The following is a 24,742-nucleotide window of genomic DNA, read 5'->3' as shown; positions in this document are numbered from 1 at the left end:
ACAGGTTCTCAGCGGGCCTGGAGGTCGTGTGCGGTCCGCGGCGGCGAACGGTCCCCGGCCTCGAACGCTGCGTCTCCGCCGTGAAGATCTGACCCGGCAGGCCGGGCCGGGCAGGGTTGACAAGCCCGCGACGCGTCTGCCAATCTCGCACTCAGGTCATGAGTACCAGCGCTAAGCCCCGGCTAGCTGGTCGGCAACCCTCCACCGCGGCGGGGTGCTCCGGGTGACGACCGGGCCGTCGCCCGACCGGGCGCGGCAAGCGCGGACTCACGATCGATTCCTGTTTTCCGATCGCGTGTCCCCTGAATCCGATGGGATTTGTGATGACCGCTTTCGCCGACCAGACCTGTGCTCCCCTCGCCACCGTGTCCGGCTGTGACCTCCGGGTTCCGCTGGTCCAGGGCGGGACCACGGGCTACGCCAACTTCGACTACGCCGCCAGCGCGCCCGCGTTGCGGCAGGTCACCGACCGGGTCGCCGACCTGCTGCCGTTCTACGCCAGCGTGCACCGCGGCGCCGGATACGCCTCCCGCGTCTCCACCGACTGCTACGAATCGGCCCGCGGCTCCGTCGCCCGCTTCCTCGACGCCGCCGACGACCAGGTGGTGGTCTTCACCCGCAACACCACCGACTCGCTGAACCTGCTGGCCGCGTGCGTGCCCGGCGACACCGTGGTGCTGGATGTCGAACACCACGCCAACTTCCTGCCCTGGACCCGGCACGGCCGCCGCGTGGTGCCGGTCGCCGACACCATCGAGGAGACCATCCAGCGACTGGTCGCCGAACTGTGCTCGAAACCCGCTGCGCTGCTGGCGGTTACCGGCGCTTCCAATGTGACCGGCGAACTGCTGCCGCTGGAACGGCTGGCCTGGATCGCGCACCAGTGCGGCACCCGCATCCTGGTCGACGCCGCCCAGCTGGCCCCGCACCGACGGATCGACCTGCGCACCACCGGCATCGACTACCTGGCCTTCTCCGGGCACAAGGCGTACGCGCCGTTCGGCGCCGGCGTCCTGGTCGGCCGCCGGGACTGGCTCGACGCCGCCGAGCCGTACCTGGCGGGCGGCGGCGCGGTGCGCTCGGTCACCGCCGACAGCGTGGAGTGGGCGCCCGCGCCGCAGCGCCACGAGGCCGGTTCCCCGAACGTGCTCGGGGTGGCCGCCCTGGCCGCCGCCTGCGACGCGCTCGCAGACCTGGACGAGACCACCGTCGTCGAGCACGAGCAGTACCTCACCCACCGGCTGCGCTACGGGCTGAAAACCGTTCCGGGCGTGAACTTCCTGCGCGTGTGGCGCGACAGCACCGACGCCGTCGGCATCGTCGCGTTCACGGTCGACGGCTTCGAGCCCGGCCAGGTGGCCGCGTACCTCTCCGCCGAACACGGGATCGGTGTGCGCGACGGACGGTTCTGCGCGCACCCGCTGCTGTCGCGGCTCGGGGTGGACGCGGCGCTGCGCGCCAGCATCGGACTCGGCACCACCGCCGCCGACGTGGACCGCCTCATCGACGCCGTCGCCACCCTGGTCGAGCACGGTCCGAGCTGGGATTACGCCCGCACCGACGGCCACTGGAACCCAGTCCCGGAAACCCGGCCCTTCGGCGGTTCCGCGGACGGCGGAGCACCCTGCGGATTCTGAGTCGCGCGGAGCGGGTCAGGGCACCATGTAGCGAGCCGCGAGCTCCTCGACGAAAGGGTCGTCCTCGCTGACGGCTTCGAGCAGGTCCAGATCGTTCTGGACCGATACCTGCCGGGTGTCCTGCCGCTCCGGATCGGGCGGTCCGTCCTCGTCGAGCTGGCGGATCAGCTTGTTCCGAACCCGCTCCTTCAGCGATTCGCTCATAGCAAGAGCATCCTCCGCCTAGACGGGTGCGATCCACGTACCCCACGGCGTGTTCCGGACGACCGTGAACACGACGAGGAAGGCCACCGCGATCCACATCGCCGACCTGGGCAGAATCCGCGGTAGTCGCGGCGGCGTCGCCCGGCCCCGCCAGGCGCGCACCAGCCAGGTGCCCCACCAGGCGAGGAAGCCGAGCGTCAACGGCAACAGCAGCACATTGCTGTGGATGGCGTCGAGGAACCGGCCATCGGTCAGATTGTGCAGGCCGCGCAGGCCGCCGCAGCCGGGACACCAGTACCCGGTCAGTTCGTAGAACGGGCAGAACCCGTAGGCCCCCTGCACGTGCGGGTCCCGGAAGTGCAGCAGCGCCAGGCCGCCGGCGACGGCCGCGCCGCTCAGCAGCGGGAGTCCGACGCCGAGCCGTCGCGGGCGCGTCGGCCCTGGTTCGGCTCCCGCCGTCGGTACTGCTGCCGTGGTGTCCACGAGAATCAACGGTAGCCGGGCCGCCGCCCACCTGCCAGGTCGCGCCGAACTTCGCACCCCGGTCGCGCTGGGTCACATCCGATTGTGTTGCGGCCTCAGCGGATCGGGGCGCGTTCCACGACCGGGGCGGTGAGCGCGCCCGCGAGCATGTCCACGATTTCTCCCCAGGCATCCACATCCCCCGCGGCGACCTTGCCCGCCTCGACCGCGCGTTCGTGATCGGCGAGCAGCGCGAACAGCACGGTCGGCAGCGCGCGCAACCGCCGCAGCCGCAAGCGTTTCGGCAGGTCGGCAAGTTCCCGATCGAGCTGCTGCATGATCACGCGGACCGAGGTGCGCTGGGCGGAGGCCAGATTCGCGGCATCGGTGACGGCTCGATGGGTGTGGATTTGTTCGAGGAAGCGCGCGTAATGGTGGATCCCGTGCCGGTCCCCCAGTTCGAGCATGGGGATGACCAGTGCTTCGAGCAGGTCGTGAACGCTGGTCACGCCGGTGCCGGCCTGTTCGGCCAGCAATTCGAGGCGCCGGATCTCCAGGGTGGCGAGCCGGTGTTCGACCACCGCCTCGATGAGCCCGTCGCGGGAGCCGAAGTGGTACTGGACCGCGGAGTTGTTGCGCTGTTCGGCGGCCGCGGCGATATCGCGCAGCGGCACCGCCGGTCCGCGCTCGGCGATCAGCTGTTCCGCCGCCAGGATGATGCGCTCCCGCGCTCCCGTGACTGCCATTCGAGTACCGCCACCCTCCTTGTCCACAGTCTGCACTGTAGCCGTTCACCTGGGGATAAAGAACTTGTCCTTGACGGTTAAGAACTAATGCTTAAAAGTGTCGAGTGACTGTCGTCACCCTCGAAGGACTGAATTAGCGATGATCCTGGACACCTTCCGACTGGACGGCCGCGTCGCCGTCGTGACCGGCGCGGGCCGCGGCATCGGCGCCGCCACCGCCCTAGCGCTCGCCGAAGCCGGTGCGGACGTGGCCATCTCGGCCCGCACCGCCGCCCAGCTCGACGAGGTCGCCGGCAAGATCCGCGCGCTGGGCCGCCGGTGCGTCACCGTCCCCGCGGACCTGTCGGACCTCTCGGCCGTCACCGCGCTGGCCGAGACCGCCGCCGCCGAACTGGGCGGCATCGACATCGTGGTCAACAATGTCGGCGGCACCATGCCGAACACCTTCCTCACCAGCACCCCCGAGTTCCTGGAGGAGGCGTTCCGGTTCAACGTGTCGACCGCGCACGCCCTCACCCAGGCCGCGGTGCCGTACATGCTGAAGCGCGGCGGCGGCTCGGTCGTGAGCATCTCCTCGCGCATGGGCATCAGCGCGGGCCGCGGCTTCCTGGCCTACGGCACCGCCAAGGCCGCGCTCGCGCACTGGACCAAGCTGGCCGCCGCCGACCTGTCCCCGCGTATCCGGGTGAATGCCATCGCGGTCGGCTCGGTGCTCACCTCGGCACTGGAAGTCGTTGCGCAGCAACCGGAGATCAAGCAGCAGATGGAGGACGCCACCCCGCTGCACCGCCTCGGCGAGCCGTGGGAGATCGCCGCCGCCATCGTCTACCTGAGCTCCCGCGCGGGCGGCTACATCACCGGCAAGGTGCTCGAGGTGGACGGCGGCATCGACGCCCCCAACCTGGCCCTCCCCATCCCCGACCTGTAATCCGCCGCGCCCCAGGAGTTTTCCATGACCTACCGCGTAGTCCAGTGGAGCACAGGCAATGTCGGCCGCCGCGCCCTGCGCTCCATCATCAACCGCCCCGAACTCGAACTGGTCGGCGTCTGGGTGTCCAGCGTCGAGAAGGCCGGCAAGGATGCCGGTGAACTGGCCGGTCTCGACCGCGAGACCGGCGTCCTGGCCACCCGGGACGCCGAGGCCCTGCTGGCCCTGAAGCCCGACTGTATCGTCCACACCGCCATGGCCGACGACCGCCTGATGGAGGCCGTCGAGGACCTGAAGACCTTCCTCCGCGCCGGCATCAACGTGGTCTCCAGCAGCCCGGTCTTCCTCCAATTCCCTTACGGCACTCTGCCCGACGAGGCCATCGCCCCCATCATCGAGGCCGCCGAGGAAGGCGGCGCGTCCCTCTGGGTCAACGGCATCGACCCCGGCTGGGCCAACGACTGGCTGCCACTGCTCCTGTCCAGCGGCTCCGAGCGCATCGACCGGGTCATCTGCTCGGAGATCATGGACTATTCGACCTACGACAACCCGAAGGTCGTCTTCGACATCATGGGCTTCGGCAGCAAGCTCGACGACCTCCCCCTGCTCCTGCAGCCCGGCATCCTCACCCTCGCCTGGGGCAGCGTCATCCGCCAGCTCGCCGCCGCCCTCGACATCGAACTCGACTCGGTCACACAGCATTTCGAACGCCTCCCCGCGACCGAACCGATCCGCATCGGCGCCCACACCGTAGAGGAAGGCACCGCCGCCGCACTCCGCTTCCAGATCCACGGCATCCGCGACGGCCGCGAAATCCTCACCCTCGAACACGTCACCCGCCTCCACCCCGACCTGGCCCCCGACTGGCCCCAACCGGCCGGATCCGGTTGCTACCGAGTGGAAATCAAGGGCGAACCCGACTACCTCCTCGACCTGCAGCTCTACAGCAACGGCGACCACGCCGAAGCCGGAGTGGTCGGCACCGCCGCCCGCCTGGTCAGCACCATCCCCGCCGTCGTCCAAGCCCGCCCCGGCCTGCTGACCGCGATGGACCTCCCCCTGACCACCGGCCGCGGCCTCGTCTCCTGACCCGCCAACGACAAAGGTGAGGACCACAACGGTCCTCACCTTTTCTTTTGCCCTGGGGAATCGAACCCCCGACCGTTCCATAACGGCAGGTCACGACTGCGCCACATGGTTCAGCGCTGTTGATCACCTGAGTAAAATTCTGATCAGGTCGATCGCAGATGGGGGTATCTCCGCCCGAAAGGCAATGATGATGACCAACGAGACCTACCGAAATGTCATGCGTCAGCTGTTCACCACGTTCGTGCTGGCAGGGGTGGTGATGGCGGTTCCCGCGACGGCGGCAGGTCCGGCCGTGGCCACGGCGAGTGCGTCGTCCGGCGTCGTGCAGGTCGCCGAGCCGGTTCCGCCGCCTCCGCCGGTCCCGCCCCATGGCTGCGACAACGAAAACTGCGGGGAGGGCGGTGGGGGCGAGAAGACCTGCACCGATCCCAGCGAGACCGGGAACGGCTGCACCGACAACGGCGAACACGGCGGGACCGGAGGTGGGCCAGGGGTCGCCGAAGCCCGCGGAATCCACGACGCCACGGGCACGTCCCCAGCGATCGGGTAGCGGTGGAAACGACAACAGGTGGAGAGCGACAATCGCTCTCCACCTGCTTGTTTGGAGCCGCCTGGGGGAATCGAACCCCCGACCTTTTCATTACGAGTGAAGCGCTCTACCGACTGAGCTAAGGCGGCGTGCCTTCCGGCGGTGCGAGTCTATCGTCTCGGGGCCGGATCGCGAAAACGGGTGGTCGGGTGACCGGGAACACTCTCGGTCAGGCGGAACGGGCCGCCATCAGGGCGGCGACCATGGCGGCGAGGGCGAAGCGGGGCTTCACATTGGTCTCGAGGGCCTCGCGGCAGTCGAGGACCGCCTGGATGGAGAGGAGCAGGCCCTCGGGGCGGACGTCGGTGGCCAGTTCGCGGATCTGGTCGGCCATATCCGGGTGGGTGAGGGTGACGCCGGAGGAGGAATCGGCGGCGGCCGCACCGAAGCGGACGGCGAGGGCGTCGCGGTAGAGGCCCGCGACATCGATGAGGGAACGGTCCAGGGCATCGCGGCCGGTGCGGGTGCCGCGGGACTTCTGGCGTTTCTCCAGATCCTTGAGGGCGCCGGCGGAACCTCGGGTGGCCGATGCGGTGCCCTTGCCGGTGCCGCCGGCGCCGAGGGCGGTGGCCAGGGCGTCGCGTTCCTTCTCGTCGCGTTCGGCGCTGACCAGTTTGGCCTCGTCGTCGGCGGACTTCACCAGTTCGTCGGCGGCGGCGTAGGCCTGCGCCGGGCGGGCGGTCGCCGCGACCAGGGCCAGCGCCCGGCGGCGGCGGGCGCGGGCGTCGTCATCGGTGGCCAGCCGGCGGGCGCGGCCGACGTGGCCGCCACTCACCGAGGCCGCCCAACCGGCGACCTTGGCGTCCAGGCCGTCCCGGTCACGCAGCACCTGGGCGATCGACTCCACCGATGGCGACGCCAAATGCACGTGGCGGCAGCGGGATCGCAGGGTCACCGAGATGTCCTCCGGATCCACCGAAGGCGCGCAGAGCAGGAACACGGTGCGCGCCGGCGGCTCCTCGACCACCTTGAGCAGCACATTGCCGGCGGCCTCGGTCAAACGGTCGGCGTCCTCGACCACGACGATCTGCCAGCGGCCGGTGCTCGGCCGCCGCGACGCCACCTGCACGATCTCGCGCATCTCCTTGGTGCCGATGCTCAAACCCTCCGGCACCACCCGGCGCACATCACCGTGGGTGCCGGCCATGGTGGTGGTGCAGGCGTGGCAGCGGCCGCAGCCGGGTGTTCCCTCGTCCGTGCACTGCAGGGCGGCCGCGAAACACAGCGCCGCCACCGACCGCCCCGAACCGGGCGGACCGGTGAACAACCAGGAATGCGTCATGGCCGACGACGATCCGGCCCCACCCCGCGCCGCCACCGCCGCAGCCGTCAACGCGGACTCGACCGCACCCTGGCCGACCAGCCGATCGAAGACACCCGCCACGCCGACCACCTTAGCGGCCACCCCCGACAGCGCCGCCGAGTGTCAGTTCGCGCGCTGATATGTCGTGTTCGCGCCGTCCAGCGCCTCACGCAGGATGTCCGCGTGGCCGGAATGGTGCGCGATCTCCCGCAGGATGTGCAGCAGGATGTAGCGCACGGTCAGCCACTCCCGCTCCGGCGCCCACGGGGCGGTCGGCGTCGGCACCGAATCCTCGAGGTTCGGCAGTTCGCGGATCAGCTTCGCGGTGTGCTCGGCCACCGCCTCCCACTCGGTGAGCAGCCCCGCGACCGTCTGGTCCGCGTCCAGCCGGTACTCGGAATCCATTCGGGAGACGTCGAATTCGGAGTTCGGGTCCCGCTCGACCAGGATGGTGGTCCAGTGCCGCTCGACATTCACACAATGACTGAGCAGCCCACCGAGGGTGAGTTCACTGATCGTGGTGCGCTGGCGCGCCTGTTCGTCGTCGATGCCCCGGACCGTGATCCGGAACAGGTCCCGCTGGCTCGCGAGAACCTTGATCAGCTCTTCCCGCTCGTGGTCGACCGTCATCGAATGCCCTTCCGCTGGTGCGTGTTCCGAACAGCACGCTACGGCAGGGCACCGACGATCGTCAGGATTGCGCCGACGCGGCGCTCTTCGTCGCGGCCTTCTTGACCGGGGCCTTCTTCGCCGCCGCGGCCTTCTTGGTGGTGACGCCGTCGGCCGTCTTGGCCGCCGCCTTCTTCGCCGCCGCCTTCTTGACCACGGTCTTGGCGACCGCCGTCTTCTTGGCCGGGGTCTTCTTCGCCGCCGCCTTCTTGGCCGTCTTCTTCGCGGCCTTCTTCACCGGGCCGCGCGCCCGCCGGTCCGCCAGCAGCTCCGAAGCCCGGGCGTCGGTGATGGATTCGACCTCGTCGCCCTTGCGCAGGCTGGCATTGGTCTCGCCATCGGTGACATACGGACCGAAACGGCCGTCCTTGATCACCATCGGCTTCTCCGACACCGGGTCGACGCCCAGTTCCCGCAGCGGCGGCGCGCTCGCCGCCTGCCCGCCGCGCCGCTTGGGCTCGGCGTAGATCTTGAGCGCCTCCTCGAGGGTCACCGTGAAGATCTGGTCCTCGTTGGTGAGCGACCGAGAGTCGGTGCCCTTCTTCAGGTACGGCCCGTAGCGACCGTTCTGCGAGGTGATCTCGTCCCCGGAAGTCGGGTCGACGCCGACCACGCGCGGCAACGACAGCAGCCGCAGCGCCTCGTCCAGCGTCACCGTCTCCACGCTCATGGACTTGAACAGCGAGCCGGTGCGCGGCTTCGGCTTGTCGGCCGCCTTCTTGGTCTTCTTCGCGCCGGTGTCGGCCTCCTCGACCGGCTCGGGCAGGACCTCGGTGACGTACGGGCCGAAACGTCCTTCCTTGGCGACGATTTCGTGCCCGGACACCGGATCCACACCCAGCGATCGACCCTCCTGCGGCGTCGCGAACAGCTTCTCCGCGACCTCCGGGGTCAGCTCGTCCGGCGGCAGATCGTCGGGCAGGTTGGCGCGCTGCGAGACCGGATCCCCGTCCGGGTCATCGGGATTGACGACCATGCGCTCCAGGTACGGCCCGAACTTGCCGACCCGGACCACCACATCGCGGCCCTCTTCGTCGGCGAAGAGCTTGATGGAGTTCACTTCTCGCGCGTCGATGCCGTCGAGCCGTTCGCCCACCATCTTTTTCAGGCCGCCCTCGCGCGCGACCGAACCCTGCGCACCGTGATCGCCACCGAAATAGAAGGAGGACAACCAGTTTCCGCGCTGCTCGCGACCGCCGGCGATGGCGTCGAGGTCATCTTCCATGGCCGCGGTGAAGTCGAAGTCCACCAGCCGCCCGAAGTGTTCCTCCAGCAGGCCGATCACCGCGAACGCCACCCACGACGGCACCAGCGCGCTACCGCGCTTGTACACGTAACCGCGGTCGAGAATGGTCTTGATGATCGAGGAGTAGGTGGACGGACGGCCGATGCCGAGGTCTTCCAGCGCCTTGATCAGCGAGGCTTCGGTGAATCGCGCGGGCGGATTGGTGGTGTGCCCGTCCGGCAGCAGCTCGATGGCGGTGACGCCCTGGCCCTCGGTCAGCGCGGGCAGGCGCGATTCGGCGTCATCGGACTGGCCGCCCGCCTCCTCGTCGACACTCTCCACGTACGCCTTGAGGAAGCCCGCGAAGGTGATGGTCCGGCCCGACGCCGAGAACACGCACTCCTCACCGGAATTCGCGACACCGGTGATGCGGACGGTCAGCGTGGTGCCGCGCGCGTCCTGCATCTGCGAGGCCACGGTGCGCTGCCAGATCAGCTCGTACAGACGGAATTCGTCGTTGTCGACCTTGTTGTGCAGCTGCCCCGGCGTGGCGAAGGTGTCACCGGCGGGGCGAATCGCCTCGTGTGCTTCCTGCGCGTTCTTGACCTTGCGCGTGTACTGGCGCGGTGTCGGGCTGACGTACTCCGCACCGTACAACTGGGTGGCCTGCGACCGCGCCGCCTGAATCGCCGACTCCGACAGCGTCGTCGAGTCGGTACGCATGTAGGTGATGTAGCCGTTCTCGTACAGCCGCTGCGCCACCCGCATGGTGCGCTCGGAGGTGAAACGCAGCTTGCGTGCCGCCTCCTGTTGCAAGGTCGAGGTCATGAACGGCGCGTACGGCTTTCGCGTGTACGGCTTGGACTCCACCGAGGTGACGGCGAGATTCACACCGTGCAGCGACTCGGCCAGGTGCTGCGCGTCGTGGGCGTGTAGCACCCGCACGGTCGGGGCATTGCGCTCGCCGGACTTCAGCTGCCCGTCGGCGCCGAAATCACGACCGGTCGCGACCCGCAGACCGTCGACACTGACCAGGCGCGCGCCGAAGACCCGCGGATTCCCGCCGTCCTCCTTGCCGCCGGCATCCAGTTTGGCCGCGATGTCCCAGTACTCCGCGGACCGGAACGCCATGCGCTCCCGCTCGCGCTGCACGATGACGCGGGTCGCCACGGACTGCACGCGGCCCGCCGACAGCCGCGGCATGACCTTCTTCCACAGCACCGGCGACACTTCGTAGCCGTAGAGGCGGTCCAGGATGCGCCGCGTCTCCTGCGCGTCGACCAGATCCTGGTCCAGTTCCCGGGTGTCGGCGGCGGCCGCGCGGATCGCGGGCTCGGTGATCTCGTGGAACACCATGCGCCGGACCGGCACCTTGGGCTTGAGGGTTTCGAGCAGATGCCAGGCGATGGCCTCGCCCTCGCGGTCGGGGTCGGTGGCGAGGTAGAGCTCGTCGGCGTCGGCCAGCAGGCTCTTCAGCTCGCTGACCTTCCCCTTCTTTTCGGGGCTGACAACATAGATGGGCTCGAAATCATGGTCGACGTCGACGCCGAGCCGGGCCCACTGTTGTCCTTTGTATTTGGCGGGCACATCCGCCGCACCACGCGGCAGGTCCCGAATGTGGCCGACCGACGCCTCGACCACATAACCGCGGCCCAGATACGGGGCGATCTTCTTGGCCTTCGTCGGCGACTCGACGATCACGAGACGACGCAGGGAACGGCCCTGGTCGGGCGCTGCCTCGGGGTTCGGCGCTGCACCGCGGTCTCGTGTTGCCACCGGCGAACACACCTTTCGTCTCGATCCGCGCCGGAGCTTGGTGTACGCGCTCTACGCGGCTGGGGCAAAGCGGCTGCGATGTCCGATATCGCTGCCAGCAACGTTTATACCGTGTTCAAAGGCCGCGGCTGGTGCGCGGCGACGATGTAGCCCCTGATCGTGATCGAGTGTAATGGGTCAAGATATGGGTCGTCCCCCACCGCCGGGGGCGATGGGGGACGGAACCTTAGGGGTTGGCGCGCTCAGAGCGCGCGAACACCGGTGGCCTGCGGGCCCTTGGTGCCCTGACCAACCTCGAACTCGACCTTCTGGTTCTCCTCGAGGGTGCGGAAGCCCGACCCCTGGATCTCGGAGTAGTGGACGAAGACGTCAGCGGAGCCGTCCTCGGGCGCGATGAAGCCGAACCCCTTCTCCGCGTTGAACCACTTCACAGTTCCCTGTGCCATTCTGTTCCTTCTCTTTCCATACCGGAACGGCGGACAACTGGGTTCATCCACCGGGTCCGTTGAGACCGCTGTACTCTGTTCCCCCTGCAGGAAAGCACCTAGTACACCGTTCGCAACATCGATCCTGCTGATGGTTTGGACTTTAGATCCGTTCCCTCGAACACAGAAGCTTGCGACCAGGGACCAGGGAACCATGTCTTCGGGCAATTCAACAGCGGAGTTACCCACAATTTGCAAAAAAGTTGATCTTGCGAATGCGCAGGTGAGGGGCATAATGCCCAAATCCGTACTTGAAGTTGGTTTGCTTCCGGATAACAGAGCGAGCATCTGGCAAACAGGGTGTGAGGCAGGTCGCTACCCTGTAGTGAAATGGCAGGTAGAGCGGCGGACGCACACACGTTTCGCACCCCTTCGGCGTGTCGCGATGGCGCTTCGATGATTGATCGAGATCCGGCGCCGCGATCCGGAGATGCGAGCGACATCAGCTACGGGAGATCGTTGCTGAATCGTGTCCTAAACGGCCCTGTTTCAGGTGACCCCCGGCTCACTCATGTTCGTGAGCTACCACCGCGCGCGGCGCAGGTCACGAAATGGCCCGAATGGACATCTCCCGACGTCATCGCCGCAGTTCAGGCGGCCGGCGTCGCGGAGCCGTGGAGCCACCAGAGCCGGGCCGCGGACCTCGCCGCGGCGGGCCGACACGTGGTGGTGTCGACCGGAACGGCGTCTGGAAAGTCGCTGGCGTACCAGCTGCCGGTGCTGACCGCGCTACAGGAGGATCCGCGGGCCACCGCGCTGTATCTCGCGCCGACCAAAGCGCTGGGAGCCGACCAGCTGCGCATGGTCAACGAGCTGACCAGCGAAGATCCGCTGCGGAGCATCCATCCCGCGCCCTACGACGGCGACACGCCGGCGGAGATCCGGCAGTGGGTGCGGGCGCACGCGCGCTGGGTCTTCACCAATCCGGACATGTTGCACGTCGGCATGTTGCGGTCGCATCAGCGGTGGGCGCGGCTGTTTCGGCAGCTGAAGTACATCGTGGTCGACGAATGCCATATCTACCGGGGAGTTTTCGGGTCGCACGTGGCCCTGGTGCTGCGCCGACTCCGGCGACTCGCCGAGCGGTACGGGGCCGATCCGGTCTTCGTGCTGTGCTCGGCGACCGCCGCCGACCCCGCCGCCACCGCCGAGAAGCTCATCGGCGCACCGTGTGTCGCGGTCACCGAGGACGGGTCGCCGCAGGGCGCGCGGACCGTGGCGCTGTGGGAGCCGCCGCTCGTCGGCAGCGGCGTGACCGGGGAAAACGGTGCGGCCCTGCGGCGTTCGGCCGGGGCGGAAGCGGCCACCGTGATGGCCGATCTGGTCGCCGAGGGCGCCCGCACCCTGACCTTCGTGCGGTCCCGGCGCGGCGCGGAACTCATCGCCATGGACACCCGGCGGCTGCTCGCCGACGTGGACGCGGGACTGCCCGGGCGTGTCGCGGCCTATCGGGCCGGGTATCTGGCCGAGGACCGGCGCGCCCTGGAAGCCGCCCTGTCGGAGGGCACGCTACTGGGGGCGGCCACCACGAATGCCCTGGAACTGGGCGTGGACATCGCCGGACTGGACGCCGTCGTGGTGGCGGGATACCCGGGGACGGTCGCGTCGTTCTGGCAGCAGGCCGGGCGCGCCGGGCGCCGCACGCAGGGGTCGTTGGTGCTGCTCATCGCCCGTGACGACCCGCTGGACACCTACCTCGTGCACCACCCGGAAGCGCTGCTCGGGCGGCCGCTGGAAGCGACGATCACCGACCCGCACAATCCGTACGTGCTCGGGCCGCACCTGCTGTGCGCGGCGCTGGAACAGCCGCTCAGCGACGCCGAGGTGCACGCCTTCGAAGCCTGGGAACTGCTGTCCGACCTGGCCGAACAGGGTCTGATCCGGCGGCGCGCGGGGGTGGCGCGGGACGGGTCGGCGCGCTGGTTCGTGACGGCCGACGCGCACCCGCACGACGCGGTGGACGTGCGCGGCGGCATCGGCACCGCGATCGCCGTGGTGGACGTCGAATCGGGGCGCATGCTGGGCACCACCGACGCCGGGCGCGCCCCCGCCACCCTGCACCCGGGCGCGGTGCACCTGCATCAGGGCGAGAGCTATGTGGTCGACGAGCTGGACCTGGAGGAGGGTGTCGCCCTGGTCCGCGCCGACACGCCGGGGTGGAGCACCAGCGCGCGGGCGGTGACCACGCTGGAGATCGAGGCGGTCACCGAGGAACGGCGGTACGGCTCGGTCACCACGGGTTTGGCCCAGGTGCTGGTCACCCGGCAGGTCATCGCCTACCTGCGCAGACTGCCCAGCGGCGAGGTGCTGGACCTGATCTCGCTGGACATGCCCGCCCAGACCCTGCCGACCCGGGCGGTGTACTACACGGTCACGCCGGATCTGCTGGCCCGGGCCGGGATCGATGCGCGACACGCCGCGGGCGCGCTGCACGCGGCCGAACACGCCGCCATCGGCATGCTGCCGCTGGTCGCGACCTGCGATCGGTGGGACATCGGCGGAGTGTCGACGGCTGAACATGCCGACACCGGCCTGCCGACAGTATTCGTCTACGACGGACATCCCGGCGGGGCCGGATTCGCCGAACGCGGGTTCCTGCGACTGCGACACTGGCTCACCGCCACGCTGGGCGTGATCGACTCCTGCGGCTGCGCGGCCGGGTGCCCGTCCTGCGTGCAGTCGCCCAAGTGCGGGAACGGCAACAATCCCCTGGACAAGGCCGGGGCAGCCCGGCTCCTCCGGGCGGTTCTGGCCGATCTGGGCGAAGGTGACGACGGCACGCCCGAACCGTGACGCCGCCGTCGCCGCGGTGAGACCGGAGCGCCATCCGACCAACCGGTCGGCGTCGTCAACTGGCAGATATCGGGCCGAATCCGGATGCTGGAGGGTGGCGGCGACACGCCGAGGCGTCAAGTCGATTAAAAAGGGATGTGATCCTGTTAACTGAGGGGTTGCTCCACTCGAATATGTCACCCGCGGATTTACCTGTGCATTCATTCGAATGAGTCTCGGGCAACGAATTGCAATGCAATCGACACCTCTTCAATTCGGCTAAAGCTTTCATCGAATTTCCGCATTGATCGACCACCGATGTGGCCCGCGCCATCACAATTCTAACCAACCGCTCGGTACGAGATATCCCCTCGCAACCCCAGGTCATCCCCCAAGCCGGCCCGAGCGGCGGCCCGGACATCCCGCTCCCCGATCGGCCCGAGCGACACCCGCCCGACGACCGTCACCGTCACGTCCCACCCCCGCGCCTCGCACCCGACAGACCGGACACCCATGCGGTCCGCGATCTCGGCGGCCCGGCGGCACGCGGCGCCGACACCGCCGTCCAGGGCACCCGCCGCCGCGAGCGCGCCCAGATCCGCGGCGGCCTGCGCCCGATGCCGGGCCGTGACCGCCACCCCGACCTGCGCGACCAGGATCGTCACCGCGAACAGGCCGATCAGCGCCAGGCACGCGGTCACCGTCACCCCGCCCGAATCCCACGTCGCGCGATCCCGGCGCAGGCGGATCATGGCGACTCCCCCGGTTCCCGAGCCGCGACCGCCGCCGCGTGCAGCGTCACCGGGACCAGCGCGGCGTGGGCGCTCACCTCGGCCACCACGAGCTCCCCCTCGGACCGGACGACGATCCGGGCATCCGACGGTGCCAGCCGCCGGGCGGTCGCGACGCCCGCGTCGGTCTCGCCGCGAGCCGCCAGCCGGGCCGCCTCACGGGCGGCGTCGACACAGCGCACCTGCGCCGACACCGCCAGCAGGGCGCCCACCCCGAGAATCACGACCGCGACCAGCGCGACCAGCGCGATCGCCGCCTCAACGGTCGCCATCCCCGCCTCGGCATGATCAGGTGGTGTGGCATACGTCACTTGACGGGAGTCTTCAGAGCTCGGTCGATGATGGCGGTCAGGGCGCTCACGATGCTGTTCCCGGTGACCACGGTGTAGAGCACCGCGCCGAAGGCCGCGGCCGCGATGGTGCCGATCGCGTACTCGGCGGTGCTCATGCCGGAGTCGGCGGTGAGGGCGTGCAGCAGTCTGGCGCGCAGTTCCCAGTACAGGTGCCGGACGGTCGTTCCCACGGTCTCTCCCTCCCTCGTCGCGGCGCGGCCGTTCCGCGCCGGCACAGTCGTCGGCGGTCACAGCAGACCGCCGTCCAGTACCCGGCCCGCCAGACCCAGCACCACCGGGACGATGCCCAGGCACACGAAGGCGGGCAGGAAGCAGAGACCGAGCGGGCCGCCGATCAGCACCCCGGCCCGCTCGGCGCGGGCGGCGGCGGCATCCTCGAGCTCCCCGCGGCGGCGTTCCGCCAATTCGGTGACGGCGGTGGCCAATCCGGTCCCCGAACGCGCCGACCGGCGGGCCATCCGGGCCAGCGCCGCCACCGCGTCGTCGGCGATGCCCTCGGTGGCCTGCGCCCAGGCGCTCGTCGGATCCGCGCCCAGCATCAGCAGATCCGAGACCCGCGACAGTGCCGACGCCAAGGGCTCAGGCGATTCGGTGGCCACCGCGGCGGCAGCCTGTGCGGTGGGCAGTCCGGCTCGCAGGCAGGCCGCGAGCAGATCGAGCGCCGAGGCGACACCCAGCACGTCCGGATCGGCCGGATACGCCGACGGCACCGGCGGTTCCGCCGACGTCGAGTCGCGCATCCAGCGCAGTCTGCGCACCGCGCCGCCCCGACCCGGCAGGACCAGCAGGGCGAGGGCCGCCAGCACAGCGACAGCCGGACTCATCGCAGCACCTTGCCCGCGATGGCATCGGACCACAGCAGACCGGCACAGGTGAGCGCGGAACCCAACGGCAGCAAAGCCGTTCCCGCCGGGGACAGGAACAGTACCCGCAGTGGGGCCGCGCCCATCAGCTGTCCGAGGCCGATACCGAGCACCGGCAGTAGGGCCAGCACCACCGCTGTCGCCCGGGCTCCGGCCAGCGCCGCGGCGGTGCGGTCCCGGAAGCGCTTGCGACCCAGTAGATCCAGACGGGCGGCCGTCAGCAGCTCGGCCAATGCGAGACCGTACCGTTCCGCCACCCGCCAGGCACCGGCCACCCGGGACAGTTCTCGAGCCACCACCGAATCGGGGCGGCGCAGGCCCTCAGCGCCGGACCCTCCCAGCCGGCTGCGCGCGGAGCTGACCGCGAAGGCCCTGGCCACCTCACCCTCGGTCTCGACGGCCGCCACCGCGGCCGCCGCGCTCGGGTGCGCGCCAATGCGCAGTTCACCGATCACCGCCTCCAGCCCCTCCAGGAGCTGCGCGGTGGCGGCGATCCGCGACCGCTCCCGACGGGTACGCCGAGAGCGGATCACAAGGGTCGCGGACACCAGCAGACCCGCCAGAACCGGTCCGGGACCGGCGAACAGAAGCAGGGGCGCGGCGGCGAGCGGCAGAGCACGAACGGTCCAGGTGCACTGCGCCTTTCGCGCGAGCGCAGGTTGATCGAACAACCTGTTCATCCGTCGCCGGGCGATGGGCGGCGGCAACACGAACAGCGCGAGCGCGACACACGCCAGCACGGACGCGGGCTGGCCGATGGTGGTCGACATCAGTTGCCTTCGCTCATCGACGTTGTCGACTCATCTTGTGCCCCACGGGAATCACTGTTCGAACAGCGACAGCATCCGACGGGCCGGGCCAGCCTGATACCTGGGAACCGCGACCCGTGCACCCCGAATGGATTGCAGCACGGCGCATTACCGACCGGAACCGGGTAGGTCTTCTCCAGACGGACACGTGGAGCCTCCGCGGGCCGCGGGCACCCGCACGAACCCGAGCACTCGTCACTCGCGGGAATCATCAGGGGTCCTTTCGTCGAGCAGGGTCAGCAGGGCGGACGCCGCCGGGGCCGGACGGTCGTCGGCGGTCCATGCGGGTACGAACCGCACCCGGCCGCGGTCGGCCGTGACCAGGCCGATCTCGCGGAGTGTGCGGCGGCCGTCGGGGTGGCGGTGAACGTGCAGGATCACCTGGATCGCCGCCGCCAGCTGGCTGTGCAGGGCGGCCGCGGGCAGGCCGCCGAGGGCGGCCAGCGCCTCCAGGCGGGCCGGGACCTCGCCGGGCGAGTTCGCGTGCACCGTGCCCGCCCCGCCGTCGTGCCCGGTGTTCAGGGCCGTCAGGAGGTCCACCACCTCCGCGCCGCGGACCTCCCCGACGACGATGCGGTCGGGTCGCATGCGGAGCGCCTGGCGGACCAGGTCGCGCATCGTGACTTGGCCCGCGCCTTCGACATTGGCGGGCCGGGCCACCAGCCGGACCACGTGCGGATGCGGCGGCGCGAGCTCGGCCGCGTCCTCGACACAGACGATGCGCTCGGCAGGATCGACCGTGGCCAGCAGACTCGACAGGAGGGTTGTCTTGCCCGACCCGGTGCCGCCCACCACCAGGAACGCGAGCCGGGCGCGAATGATGCGCTCCAGCAGCGACTTCGCATCGGAGTTCACCGCCCCGGCCGCGGCGAGGGCATCCAAGCCCAGGGTGGCGGGCCGCAGCACCCGCAGGGACAGGCAGGTGCCGCCGTGTGCGATCGGCGAGAGCACCGCGTGCAGTCGGACGCCGAACGAATGCCCCTGTGCCGCGCCGATTCCCGGCAGTCGACCGTCCACCCACGGCTGCGCGTCGTCCAGCCTGCGCCCCGCCGCCAGTGCGAGCCGCTGGGCCAGCCGCCGCACCGCCGCCTCGTCCGGGAATCGGATCGAGGTGCGTCGCAACCCCCGCCCGCGATCCACCCACACCGACTCCGGTCCGGTGACCAGCACATCGGCCACCTCGGGATCGTGCAGCAGCGGTTCCAGCACCCCGGCTCCGGTCATCTCGGTCTGCAGCATTCGCAAGGCGCGCAACAGATCCGTGTCGGCCAGCACCCCGCCCGCCTCGGTCCGGATGGCCGCCGCCACCCGCGCCGGATCCGGGTCGGCGGCCCCGTCGGCCAGCCGTTCCCGCACCCGCTCCAGCAGTTCGGCCGTCACCAGCTCACTCATCGCGCACCTCCACATCGAACGCGAGCCACCGGCAGCCCGGCCCGGACCCGATACGGCAGTAGGTCAACCGCCCGGCGGTCGACCGCGCGTGCGCCAGCGGACCGCCGCCCGATGCCTGTGGCGTCCCCGCATCCGGCCAGATGCCCACGAGCACCCGCTGCAATCGGCAGCGCCCGCATCCCGGCGTCATCGGCCCACCTGTGCTGACGCCTGCGACCCCGCATGGGTGCCACGCGTCCGGGCGACACTCCACCAGAACGGGCCCGGGTGGCGCGCGACGCGGTCGTGGCCGGGACCACCGGTGAACAAGGCCGTCAGCGCGGATTCAGCGGCGGTGCGGAGCGGACCACGACGACGCACGGTGAGGCCACCCCGCTCCAGGCGCTCGGTCAGCCCCGGCTGGGAGGGAACGGCCGACAGCAGTGGCAGCGCGAGGGTCTCCGCGATATCCGTGGGCGCGAGGCCGCCCGGGGCCGGTCCACGGATGATCAAGCGCACATGCGGGTTTCGGGCCTTCAGGTAGGCCGCTGCGGATTCCGCCGCGGCGATCGAACGGAGTCGCGCCTGCGTCACCAGCACCACCAGATCCGCCAGATCGAGAACTTGGTCCGTGTGCGGACCATGGTCGCTGGACAGGTCGGCGACCACCAGATCACCGGCCGCACGACCACCCTCCAGGACGGCACGCACCGCAGCCGGCGCCAGCGGCGAATTCGCTCCACCGCCATCCACCCACGCGCCGCTCGACGTGTCCGATCCGGAGCCGAGTTCGGTTGCCACTCCGGAGATTCCGGAGTAACCGGCCATCACTCCTCGATCGATTTCACAGCCCTCCGCATCGAGTTCCCCTGCGGGAGCGGCTCTTCCACAGGAGAGGACGGCCAGCCCCGAGGTGACGGGCAACGCCTGGTGCAGCGCCGAGGCGGCGACCCGGCCGTGTTCGATGGTGAGGTCGGGCCACCGCAGGCCCGCGTGCTTCTCCAGACCGAGCAGCAGATCGAGGCCGCCGCCGTAGGGCGCGCAGTCGACGAGCAGGGTGCGGTCGCGGAAACGCCCTGCGGCGGTGAGGGCTACGGCGGCGGCGAGCACCGAGGCGCCCGCACCGGCGCCCGCCCCCGCGACCGCGAGGACCGCGCCGTCGCCGGGACGGCGGCCGTCGTGGGCGGCGAAGGCGGCGATCAAGGCGTCGGCCGCGGCGGGCAGGGGAAGGACTTGTTCGGCGCCCGCCGCGGTGGCGGCTTGCCAGTCGAGCAAACTCGGCTCGCCGTCGGTCACCAGGAGGATCCCCGAGCGGCGGGGGTGCCCGGCGGATACGCAGCTATGCGCGGCGGCGGTATCGAGGACGATGACGGACGCGGCTGTCCAGGGGTGTCGACCCGGGGGCGGCACGCGTTCGTCGAGCGGGCGGTCGGCCGCGGCGGCGATACGGCGGATCTCCTCGCGCAGACGGGGATCGGCGACCAGTGCGAGCGCGGGTGGGGTGGCGACATCGGAGTTCATGCAGGTCAGCGTCGCCCGAATGACGAAGCGACGACAGCGGCCCGACGGCGAGTGTGGATAACACGCGGCCTGTGGACAATTCGGGAAGTGTGGGCGGATCCGAAACCGCCTGAAAATAGAGGACGGCCCCAGCCGGGGGGGGAGGAGGCTGGGGCCGTCGGGTTCAGCCCCGGGGGGTCGGGCTGAACGCGCCTGGACCATGTCCAGGTAACTGCGATACTACACCCAAGCCCCGGCCGTATTGCAAGTCCGCCCGGCGAGTCTTTTTCCCGTCCTGACCGCCCGGCTTCCCGCTGGCTAACCCCGACGAACCCCAGTTCAAACGTGACGTCGACCATGGCCGCCGACCGCGTCGCATGAAGGACCCCGGCGCATCGAGGACCCGCGCGGGACGACCCACGACGCCCGCCGCGCGACCCGGAACCATATCCTGGACCCGTGACAGCCGAACGCGGACGAGTCGCCGCCTTCTTCGATCTCGACAAGACGGTGATCGCCCGGTCGAGCGCCTTCGTCTTCAGCAAGCCGTTCCTGGACCAGGGCCTGCTCAGCCGGCGCGCGGTGCTGGAGAGCAGCTACGCGCACTTCCTGTTCCTGCTGTCCGGCGCCGATCACGACCAGATGGAGCGCATGCGCGAGCACCTCACCAAGATGTGCGCGGGCTGGGATGTCGACCAGGTGCGCTCGATCGTCGCCGAGACCCTGCACGACATCGTGGACCCGCTGATCTACGCCGAGGCCGCGGATCTCATTGCGGACCATCGGATTCGGGGACACGACGTGGTGATCGTCTCCGCCTCCGGCGAGGAGGTGGTGGCCCCGATCGCGGCCGCCCTGGGCGCGGACCACTTCGCCGCCACCCGGATGGTGATCGAGAGCGGCCGGTACGCGGGCGAAGTGGAGTTCTACTGCTACGGCCCCGGCAAGGTCGAGGCGATCGAAAAGCTTGCCGCGCAATACGATTACGATCTGGACCGCTGTTACGCCTACTCCGACTCGGTGACCGATCTGCCGATGCTGGAGGTGGTCGGTCATCCGACCGCGGTGAACCCGGACCGGGGTCTGCGGCGCGAGGCCGCCGCCCGCGGCTGGCCGGTGCTGGCCTTCTCGAACCCGGTGTCGCTGTGGGCCCGGATCCCGGCGCCGACGACCACCACGGTGGCCGCGACGGTCGCGGTCGGCTTGAGCGCGGTGGCGGCCGGGGCGCTGAGTTACCGGCTGCTGCGCCGTCGTCGCTGACCCGGTCATTCGTCCGAAATACCGGGCGTGAAACGAGACGGACACGCCGGGATTGGAAAGTTTCCGCAGGTCTTGATGTGACGGCGGTCACGGGGTAACAATGGAGGCACGGAAGGACGGAAGGCCAAGATCGGATCGGAAGAGAAGATTCGACCTCCCATCCCACCCTTCCCAGCACGGACACCAGGCACCCACGCGGAGCACGCCGCGACAAGGGCACGGATAGTTGTGGGCCTGCGTTATCCAGGATTTCGACGGCGAGGGCCTCGCATCCAATGCGGGGATGAACCACCGGATCCCGGAGAGCTCGCCGAGGCCGAAGAGAACACAACCCGAAAAGCACGCTTGGTAACCAGGTAGTCCGTGCTAGCGGGCGGTGAGGTCGCAATCGCGACAACGCCGCCCGCTCTTAATGCGTGTGAGACCTCGAATTACGGTGGGGCACACGCATTTTCGATGCCAGGGGTGTTTACCCCGAGGCCGCGTCCGCGATCGAGCGGGCTTCGCGCGCGCCGTCCTCGAGCGCGCCGCAGGTGAAGATCACCCAGCCGCCGACCCCGTCGGCGGTGCCCATGCCGAAGGAGGCCGCCGCGTCCAGGTACGCCTGACGGCGGCGGAGCCAGAAAACCTCGGGGACGCCGAGGCTGTGGGGGTCAAGACCACTGGACACCGCGACGAGCCGGGAGGCGGCCCGGGCGACGATCCCGTCGGCGGTGCCGAAGGGGCGCAGCGAGAGCAGCTCCCCGTGGACGACGGCCGCGATGACCGGCGCGGGCGCTTTGGTCGTGGTGACGGTCTGGGCCAGCAGGTCCAGGCGCTCGGCGACTCCGGGCACATTGCGCGGGCGGCCCAGCTGCTGCTGGTCCTCGACCATGTCGGCCGCGGCGAGCAGGTGCAGGCGGGCCAGAGCCTGGAGGGGCGCGCGCTGCCAGACGCCGACCAGGTTGGTGAGGGCCTCCGCGTCCAGGGCCTGCCCTACCCGCAGCGAACCGGCGAGGATCGGGTCCTCGACATTGCCGTCGGCGGGCAGATCGATGGTGCCGCCCTCGATGGCGGCCGAGGAGCGGGCCGCGCGGACGGCGGCCTCGGCGGCGGTGGTGGGCCAGCCGCGGCGGTTCGCCCGGTGGCGGTGCACCTCGGCGAGAGCGTCACGGGCCTTGTCGGCGGCGTCGCGCACGCCGGGCAGGTCGACGAGGGGCTGCAGCGGGTCGGTCACGAGATACGAGGCTACTGGCTGGTCACCAGCGCCCCGGCCACCACCTCGTACCCCGGGCCCGTCAGCTCACATGCAGATCACGGCCGGGGATGGCTTCGAGCAGGCGCTGGGTATACGGCGACCGCGGGTTCGCGAACAGGTCAATGGTGGGCGCCGATTCGGCCACCTTCCCGTCCTGCATGACCAGGACCGAATCGGCGATCTGCCGCACCACCGCGAGGTCGTGGGTGATGAACAGGTAGGAGAGCCCGAATTCGGCCTGCAGGGTGTTGAGCAGCTCGAGGATCTGGTCCTGCACCAGGACGTCGAGCGCGGACACGGCCTCGTCGCACACGATCAGCTCGGGTTCCAGCGCCAGCGCGCGGGCGATGGCGACGCGTTGCCTTTGGCCGCCGGACAATTCGCGCGGATAGCGGGCGGCGACGGCGGACGGCAGGGCCACCAGGTCCAGGAGTTCCCGGACACGGGCGTCGCGTGACTCGCGGGTGCCGATGCGGTGGGTGCGCAGCGGTTCGGCGATGGCTCGATGGATCGAGTAGGTGGGATCCAGTGACCCGTACGGGTTCTGGAAGATCGGCTGGATCCGCCGCCGGAAGGCGAGCGGCGTCCGGCGGGCGAGTTCGGCGACGTCCTTGCCGTCGAAGTACACCGAACCCGCTGTGGGCGTGTCCAATCCGAGTACCAGGGACGCCACCGTCGTCTTGCCCGAGCCCGATTCCCCCACCAGCGCGGTGGTGGTTCCCCGCCGCAGCCGGAACGAGACGTCCTCGGCCGCAGTGAATTCCGTGTGCTTCCACGGCACCGATCCACGCACCCGATACCGCTTGGTGAGCCCCTCGGCGACCACGATGTCGTCGGGCACGTCGGCCGCTTCGGCGTCGGCCACGTCGATGGCGAGGTCCCGGTAGGCGGCGCGTTCGGTGGTGGTGGCGCTGCGCCGCGCGGCCAGCGAGGGCGCCGCGGCCACCAGTCGTCGCGTGTATTCGTGGCGCGGATCGCGCAGGATCTCCGCGGCCGGTCCGGATTCCACCACCCGCCCGCGATACATGACCACCAGGTGTTCGGCGCGTTCGGCGGCGAGCCCGAGGTCGTGGGTGATGAGCAGCAGCGCGGTGCCGAGTTCGCGGGTCAGTTCGTCGATGTGGTCGAGGATTTGGCGTTGCACGGTGACGTCGAGCGCGGAGGTCGGTTCGTCCGCGATGAGCAGTGTGGGCCGCGCCGAGAGCCCGATGGCGATGAGCGCGCGCTGCCGCATCCCGCCGGAGTATTCGTGCGGGTACTGGCCGGCCCGCCGTTCGGGTTCCTTGATCCCCGCCTCGGCGAGCAGTTCCACCGCTCGCTGCCGGGCGGCACGTCCGCGCGCGATGCCATTGGCGGCCAGGGTTTCCGAGATCTGGAATCCGACCTTCCATACCGGGTCGAGGTTGGACATGGGGTCCTGCGGCACGAATCCGATCCCGTTGCCGCGCACCGCGACCAGCTCCGACTCGGATGCTCCCGCGAGATCCCGCCCCTGGAACAGGATGCTGCCGGATTCGACGCGCCCGCCGCCGGGCAGCAGTCCGATGACCGCGTGCGCGGTGGTGGATTTCCCGGACCCGGACTCCCCCACGATGGCCACGGTCTGGCCGGGGTACACGGTGAGGTTCACCCCGCGCACCGCCTCGACCCGGTTGTCGCCGGATCCGAAACACACTCGCAGGTCCCGGATGTCGAGCAGGGGCTCGGTCATCGTCGCTCCTTGGGGTCGAGTGCGTCGCGCAGGGCGTCGCCGAGCATGATGAAGCCGAGCACGGTCAATGCCAGCGCGGTGGCCGGGTAGAACAGGATGAGCGATCCGGCGCGCAGTTGCCGCTGTCCGGCCGCGATGTCCGCGCCCCAGGAGACTTCGGTGGGCGGCAGTCCGACGCCGAGGAACGACAGGGTGGCCTCGGTGACGATGAAGACGCCCAGCCAGATGGTGGTCACGACGATGACCGGTCCGAGCGCGTTGGGGATGATGTGCCGCACCAGGATCCGGAATCGCGACACCCCGAGCGCCTCGGCCGCGAGCACGTAGTCGCTGCCCTTGGCGGCGAGCACGGAGCCGCGGGCGATGCGCGCGACCTGCGGCCAGGTGAAGGCCGCGAGGATGGCGATCACCACCCAGATGGTGCGGTGCCCGGCCAGCTGCATGAGGACGATGGCGGCCAGCATGAGCGGGATGGCGTACACGATCTCGGCGATCCGGGAGATGATCGAATCCAGCGGTCCCCCATAGAATCCCGCGAGCGCGCCGAGGCTGCCGCCGACGAGCAGGAACAGCAGGGTGGCCCCGACGCCGGTGAGCACGGAGGCCCGCGCGCCGTAGATGGTGCGGGCGTAGATGTCGCAGCCTTGCAGGTCGTAGCCGAACCAGTGGTCCCGATTCGGCGGGGCGAGACTGAAATCCACCACGCAGTGCCGCGGATCCTGTCCGGTGAACAGCCCCGGGAAGACGGCGACCAGCAGCACCAGCACGATGATGGCCATCGAGACCAGGAACAGCGGCTTGCGGCGCAGCTGCCGCCAGGCCGAGCCCCAGAATCCGGCGGGCGCGCCGTGCACGTCGACCCGGTCGGTGGCGACCACTTCGACGGCGTCGGGCGGCGCCACCCAGCGTTCCTGGCCGGGTCGCGGATCACGCCGGGGCGGTGAGGTTTCGGGCATGTCGGC

Annotated in this window: 24 protein-coding genes, 1 tRNA gene and 1 riboswitch; of the genes, 6 read left to right on the top strand and 19 right to left on the bottom strand. The window is 69.9% G+C overall.

What is annotated here, in order from left to right:
• Nucleotides 1–154: 154 nt before the first annotated feature.
• A riboswitch (SAM riboswitch) is annotated at nt 155–268 on the top strand.
• Between the two features lie 55 nt (nt 269–323).
• On the top strand, nt 324–1,637 hold the full coding sequence (locus ACQP06_RS02105; RefSeq protein WP_433670072.1) for an aminotransferase class V-fold PLP-dependent enzyme: 1,314 nt from the start codon (nt 324–326) through the stop codon (nt 1,635–1,637).
• A 15-nt stretch (nt 1,638–1,652) separates the two neighbouring features.
• Here ACQP06_RS02105 and ACQP06_RS02100 read toward each other — a convergent pair whose 3' ends face one another.
• The 3 genes from ACQP06_RS02100 to ACQP06_RS02090 form a co-directional block, all read right to left on the bottom strand.
• On the bottom strand, nt 1,653–1,841 hold the full coding sequence (locus ACQP06_RS02100) for a hypothetical protein (RefSeq protein WP_433670070.1): 189 nt from the start codon (nt 1,839–1,841) through the stop codon (nt 1,653–1,655).
• 18 nt (nt 1,842–1,859) lie between these two features.
• On the bottom strand, nt 1,860–2,324 hold the full coding sequence (locus ACQP06_RS02095; protein WP_357087566.1) for a DUF2752 domain-containing protein: 465 nt from the start codon (nt 2,322–2,324) through the stop codon (nt 1,860–1,862).
• Nucleotides 2,325–2,419: 95 nt separating this feature from the next.
• A complete protein-coding gene (locus tag ACQP06_RS02090) occupies nt 2,420–3,049 on the bottom strand; it encodes a TetR family transcriptional regulator (RefSeq protein ID WP_433670069.1) in 630 nt (209 codons plus the stop codon).
• Nucleotides 3,050–3,188: 139 nt separating this feature from the next.
• Between ACQP06_RS02090 and ACQP06_RS02085 the strand changes: the two genes are divergently transcribed.
• The 3 genes from ACQP06_RS02085 (at nt 3,189) to ACQP06_RS02075 (ending at nt 5,616) form a co-directional block, all read left to right on the top strand.
• Nucleotides 3,189–3,977 carry an SDR family oxidoreductase gene (locus tag ACQP06_RS02085; RefSeq protein WP_433670067.1) on the top strand — a complete coding sequence of 263 codons (789 nt, stop codon included), beginning with the start codon at nt 3,189–3,191 and terminating at the stop codon, nt 3,975–3,977.
• 24 nt (nt 3,978–4,001) lie between these two features.
• Entirely contained in the window at nt 4,002–5,066 is a 1,065-nt protein-coding gene (locus ACQP06_RS02080; protein WP_433670065.1) for an NAD(P)H-dependent amine dehydrogenase family protein, read from the top strand.
• Nucleotides 5,067–5,256: 190 nt separating this feature from the next.
• Nucleotides 5,257–5,616: a hypothetical protein gene (locus ACQP06_RS02075; RefSeq protein WP_433670063.1), complete on the top strand. Its 360-nt coding sequence runs from the start codon at nt 5,257–5,259 to the stop codon at nt 5,614–5,616.
• 52 nt (nt 5,617–5,668) lie between these two features.
• Here the strand turns inward: ACQP06_RS02075 and ACQP06_RS02070 are convergent.
• The 5 genes from ACQP06_RS02070 to ACQP06_RS02050 form a co-directional block, all read right to left on the bottom strand.
• Nucleotides 5,669–5,744: transfer RNA gene (locus ACQP06_RS02070), tRNA-Thr, on the bottom strand.
• Nucleotides 5,745–5,824: 80 nt separating this feature from the next.
• The gene (locus ACQP06_RS02065; protein WP_433670061.1) at nt 5,825–7,039 is read right to left on the bottom strand and encodes a DNA polymerase III subunit delta'; all 1,215 of its coding nucleotides are present in this window, start codon (nt 7,037–7,039) and stop codon (nt 5,825–5,827) included.
• Between the two features lie 42 nt (nt 7,040–7,081).
• A complete protein-coding gene (locus ACQP06_RS02060) occupies nt 7,082–7,588 on the bottom strand; it encodes a DinB family protein (RefSeq protein ID WP_404204449.1) in 507 nt (168 codons plus the stop codon).
• Between the two features lie 61 nt (nt 7,589–7,649).
• Nucleotides 7,650–10,553 carry a type I DNA topoisomerase gene (topA, locus tag ACQP06_RS02055; RefSeq protein ID WP_433673214.1) on the bottom strand — a complete coding sequence of 968 codons (2,904 nt, stop codon included), beginning with the start codon at nt 10,551–10,553 and terminating at the stop codon, nt 7,650–7,652.
• 317 nt (nt 10,554–10,870) lie between these two features.
• On the bottom strand, nt 10,871–11,074 hold the full coding sequence (locus ACQP06_RS02050; protein ID WP_029925108.1) for a cold-shock protein: 204 nt from the start codon (nt 11,072–11,074) through the stop codon (nt 10,871–10,873).
• A gap of 435 nt (nt 11,075–11,509) precedes the next feature.
• Here ACQP06_RS02050 and ACQP06_RS02045 point away from each other — a divergent pair, with 435 nt between their 5' ends.
• Nucleotides 11,510–13,906: a DEAD/DEAH box helicase gene (locus ACQP06_RS02045; protein ID WP_433670060.1), complete on the top strand. Its 2,397-nt coding sequence runs from the start codon at nt 11,510–11,512 to the stop codon at nt 13,904–13,906.
• A gap of 320 nt (nt 13,907–14,226) precedes the next feature.
• On the opposite strand, the gene ACQP06_RS02040 is transcribed toward ACQP06_RS02045, so the two are convergent.
• The 8 genes from ACQP06_RS02040 to ssd all read right to left on the bottom strand — a co-directional run bounded on the left by ACQP06_RS02040 (nt 14,227) and on the right by ssd (nt 19,593).
• Nucleotides 14,227–14,637 carry an Rv3654c family TadE-like protein gene (locus tag ACQP06_RS02040; RefSeq protein WP_433670058.1) on the bottom strand — a complete coding sequence of 137 codons (411 nt, stop codon included), beginning with the start codon at nt 14,635–14,637 and terminating at the stop codon, nt 14,227–14,229.
• The gene (locus tag ACQP06_RS02035) at nt 14,634–14,948 is read right to left on the bottom strand and encodes a TadE family type IV pilus minor pilin (RefSeq protein ID WP_433670056.1); all 315 of its coding nucleotides are present in this window, start codon (nt 14,946–14,948) and stop codon (nt 14,634–14,636) included. The genes ACQP06_RS02040 and ACQP06_RS02035 overlap by 4 nt, the downstream gene beginning before the upstream one ends.
• Nucleotides 14,949–14,983: 35 nt before the next feature.
• Nucleotides 14,984–15,178 (bottom strand): DUF4244 domain-containing protein, encoded by a 195-nt coding sequence (locus ACQP06_RS02030; protein ID WP_433673213.1) that lies wholly within the window; start codon nt 15,176–15,178, stop codon nt 14,984–14,986.
• A 78-nt stretch (nt 15,179–15,256) separates the two neighbouring features.
• On the bottom strand, nt 15,257–15,853 hold the full coding sequence (locus tag ACQP06_RS02025) for a type II secretion system F family protein (protein WP_433670054.1): 597 nt from the start codon (nt 15,851–15,853) through the stop codon (nt 15,257–15,259).
• Nucleotides 15,850–16,662: a type II secretion system F family protein gene (locus ACQP06_RS02020; protein WP_433670052.1), complete on the bottom strand. Its 813-nt coding sequence runs from the start codon at nt 16,660–16,662 to the stop codon at nt 15,850–15,852. The genes ACQP06_RS02025 and ACQP06_RS02020 overlap by 4 nt, the downstream gene beginning before the upstream one ends.
• A gap of 234 nt (nt 16,663–16,896) precedes the next feature.
• Nucleotides 16,897–18,093, bottom strand: a complete 1,197-nt coding sequence (locus ACQP06_RS02015; protein WP_357087639.1) for a TadA family conjugal transfer-associated ATPase — start codon at nt 18,091–18,093, stop codon at nt 16,897–16,899.
• Entirely contained in the window at nt 18,086–18,283 is a 198-nt protein-coding gene (locus tag ACQP06_RS02010; RefSeq protein WP_433670050.1) for a hypothetical protein, read from the bottom strand. Before ACQP06_RS02010 ends, ACQP06_RS02015 begins: the two co-directional genes overlap by 8 nt.
• Nucleotides 18,280–19,593 (bottom strand): septum site-determining protein Ssd, encoded by a 1,314-nt coding sequence (ssd, locus tag ACQP06_RS02005; protein WP_433670048.1) that lies wholly within the window; start codon nt 19,591–19,593, stop codon nt 18,280–18,282. Before ssd ends, ACQP06_RS02010 begins: the two co-directional genes overlap by 4 nt.
• A gap of 438 nt (nt 19,594–20,031) precedes the next feature.
• Here ssd and ACQP06_RS02000 point away from each other — a divergent pair, with 438 nt between their 5' ends.
• Complete coding sequence (locus ACQP06_RS02000; protein ID WP_433670046.1) at nt 20,032–20,832, top strand: HAD family hydrolase; 801 nt, start codon at nt 20,032–20,034, stop codon at nt 20,830–20,832.
• A gap of 469 nt (nt 20,833–21,301) precedes the next feature.
• Here the strand turns inward: ACQP06_RS02000 and ACQP06_RS01995 are convergent, their stop codons facing one another.
• The 3 genes from ACQP06_RS01995 to ACQP06_RS01985 all read right to left on the bottom strand — a co-directional run bounded on the left by ACQP06_RS01995 (nt 21,302) and on the right by ACQP06_RS01985 (nt 24,736).
• Nucleotides 21,302–22,048, bottom strand: a complete 747-nt coding sequence (locus tag ACQP06_RS01995) for an oxidoreductase (RefSeq protein ID WP_357087649.1) — start codon at nt 22,046–22,048, stop codon at nt 21,302–21,304.
• A gap of 61 nt (nt 22,049–22,109) precedes the next feature.
• Complete coding sequence (locus tag ACQP06_RS01990) at nt 22,110–23,780, bottom strand: dipeptide ABC transporter ATP-binding protein (protein WP_433670044.1); 1,671 nt, start codon at nt 23,778–23,780, stop codon at nt 22,110–22,112.
• Nucleotides 23,777–24,736 carry an ABC transporter permease gene (locus ACQP06_RS01985; RefSeq protein ID WP_433670042.1) on the bottom strand — a complete coding sequence of 320 codons (960 nt, stop codon included), beginning with the start codon at nt 24,734–24,736 and terminating at the stop codon, nt 23,777–23,779. Before ACQP06_RS01985 ends, ACQP06_RS01990 begins: the two co-directional genes overlap by 4 nt.
• Nucleotides 24,737–24,742: the final 6 nt, after the last annotated feature.

It is taken from the genome of Nocardia sp. CA-136227 (genome assembly GCF_050955695.1).
Lineage (GTDB): Bacteria > Actinomycetota > Actinomycetes > Mycobacteriales > Mycobacteriaceae > Nocardia.
This window is presented reverse-complemented; position numbering and strand designations above follow the sequence as displayed.

What these genes read in the sequence shown, in the direction of transcription:
- ACQP06_RS02105 (WP_433670072.1), top strand. Translation starts at nt 324, where the DNA reads ATGACCGCTTTCGCCGACCAGACCTGTGCTCCCCTCGCCACCGTGTCC.
- ACQP06_RS02100 (WP_433670070.1), bottom strand. Translation starts at nt 1,841, where the DNA reads ATGAGCGAATCGCTGAAGGAGCGGGTTCGGAACAAGCTGATCCGCCAG.
- ACQP06_RS02090 (WP_433670069.1), bottom strand. Translation starts at nt 3,049, where the DNA reads ATGGCAGTCACGGGAGCGCGGGAGCGCATCATCCTGGCGGCGGAACAG.
- ACQP06_RS02085 (WP_433670067.1), top strand. Translation starts at nt 3,189, where the DNA reads ATGATCCTGGACACCTTCCGACTGGACGGCCGCGTCGCCGTCGTGACC.
- ACQP06_RS02080 (WP_433670065.1), top strand. Translation starts at nt 4,002, where the DNA reads ATGACCTACCGCGTAGTCCAGTGGAGCACAGGCAATGTCGGCCGCCGC.
- ACQP06_RS02075 (WP_433670063.1), top strand. Translation starts at nt 5,257, where the DNA reads ATGACCAACGAGACCTACCGAAATGTCATGCGTCAGCTGTTCACCACG.
- ACQP06_RS02060 (WP_404204449.1), bottom strand. Translation starts at nt 7,588, where the DNA reads ATGACGGTCGACCACGAGCGGGAAGAGCTGATCAAGGTTCTCGCGAGC.
- ACQP06_RS02050 (WP_029925108.1), bottom strand. Translation starts at nt 11,074, where the DNA reads ATGGCACAGGGAACTGTGAAGTGGTTCAACGCGGAGAAGGGGTTCGGC.
- ACQP06_RS02045 (WP_433670060.1), top strand. Translation starts at nt 11,510, where the DNA reads ATGATTGATCGAGATCCGGCGCCGCGATCCGGAGATGCGAGCGACATC.
- ACQP06_RS02040 (WP_433670058.1), bottom strand. Translation starts at nt 14,637, where the DNA reads ATGATCCGCCTGCGCCGGGATCGCGCGACGTGGGATTCGGGCGGGGTG.
- ACQP06_RS02035 (WP_433670056.1), bottom strand. Translation starts at nt 14,948, where the DNA reads ATGGCGACCGTTGAGGCGGCGATCGCGCTGGTCGCGCTGGTCGCGGTC.
- ACQP06_RS02025 (WP_433670054.1), bottom strand. Translation starts at nt 15,853, where the DNA reads ATGAGTCCGGCTGTCGCTGTGCTGGCGGCCCTCGCCCTGCTGGTCCTG.
- ACQP06_RS02020 (WP_433670052.1), bottom strand. Translation starts at nt 16,662, where the DNA reads ATGTCGACCACCATCGGCCAGCCCGCGTCCGTGCTGGCGTGTGTCGCG.
- ACQP06_RS02015 (WP_357087639.1), bottom strand. Translation starts at nt 18,093, where the DNA reads ATGAGTGAGCTGGTGACGGCCGAACTGCTGGAGCGGGTGCGGGAACGG.
- ACQP06_RS02010 (WP_433670050.1), bottom strand. Translation starts at nt 18,283, where the DNA reads ATGACGCCGGGATGCGGGCGCTGCCGATTGCAGCGGGTGCTCGTGGGC.
- ssd (WP_433670048.1), bottom strand. Translation starts at nt 19,593, where the DNA reads ATGAACTCCGATGTCGCCACCCCACCCGCGCTCGCACTGGTCGCCGAT.
- ACQP06_RS01990 (WP_433670044.1), bottom strand. Translation starts at nt 23,780, where the DNA reads ATGACCGAGCCCCTGCTCGACATCCGGGACCTGCGAGTGTGTTTCGGA.
- ACQP06_RS01985 (WP_433670042.1), bottom strand. Translation starts at nt 24,736, where the DNA reads ATGCCCGAAACCTCACCGCCCCGGCGTGATCCGCGACCCGGCCAGGAA.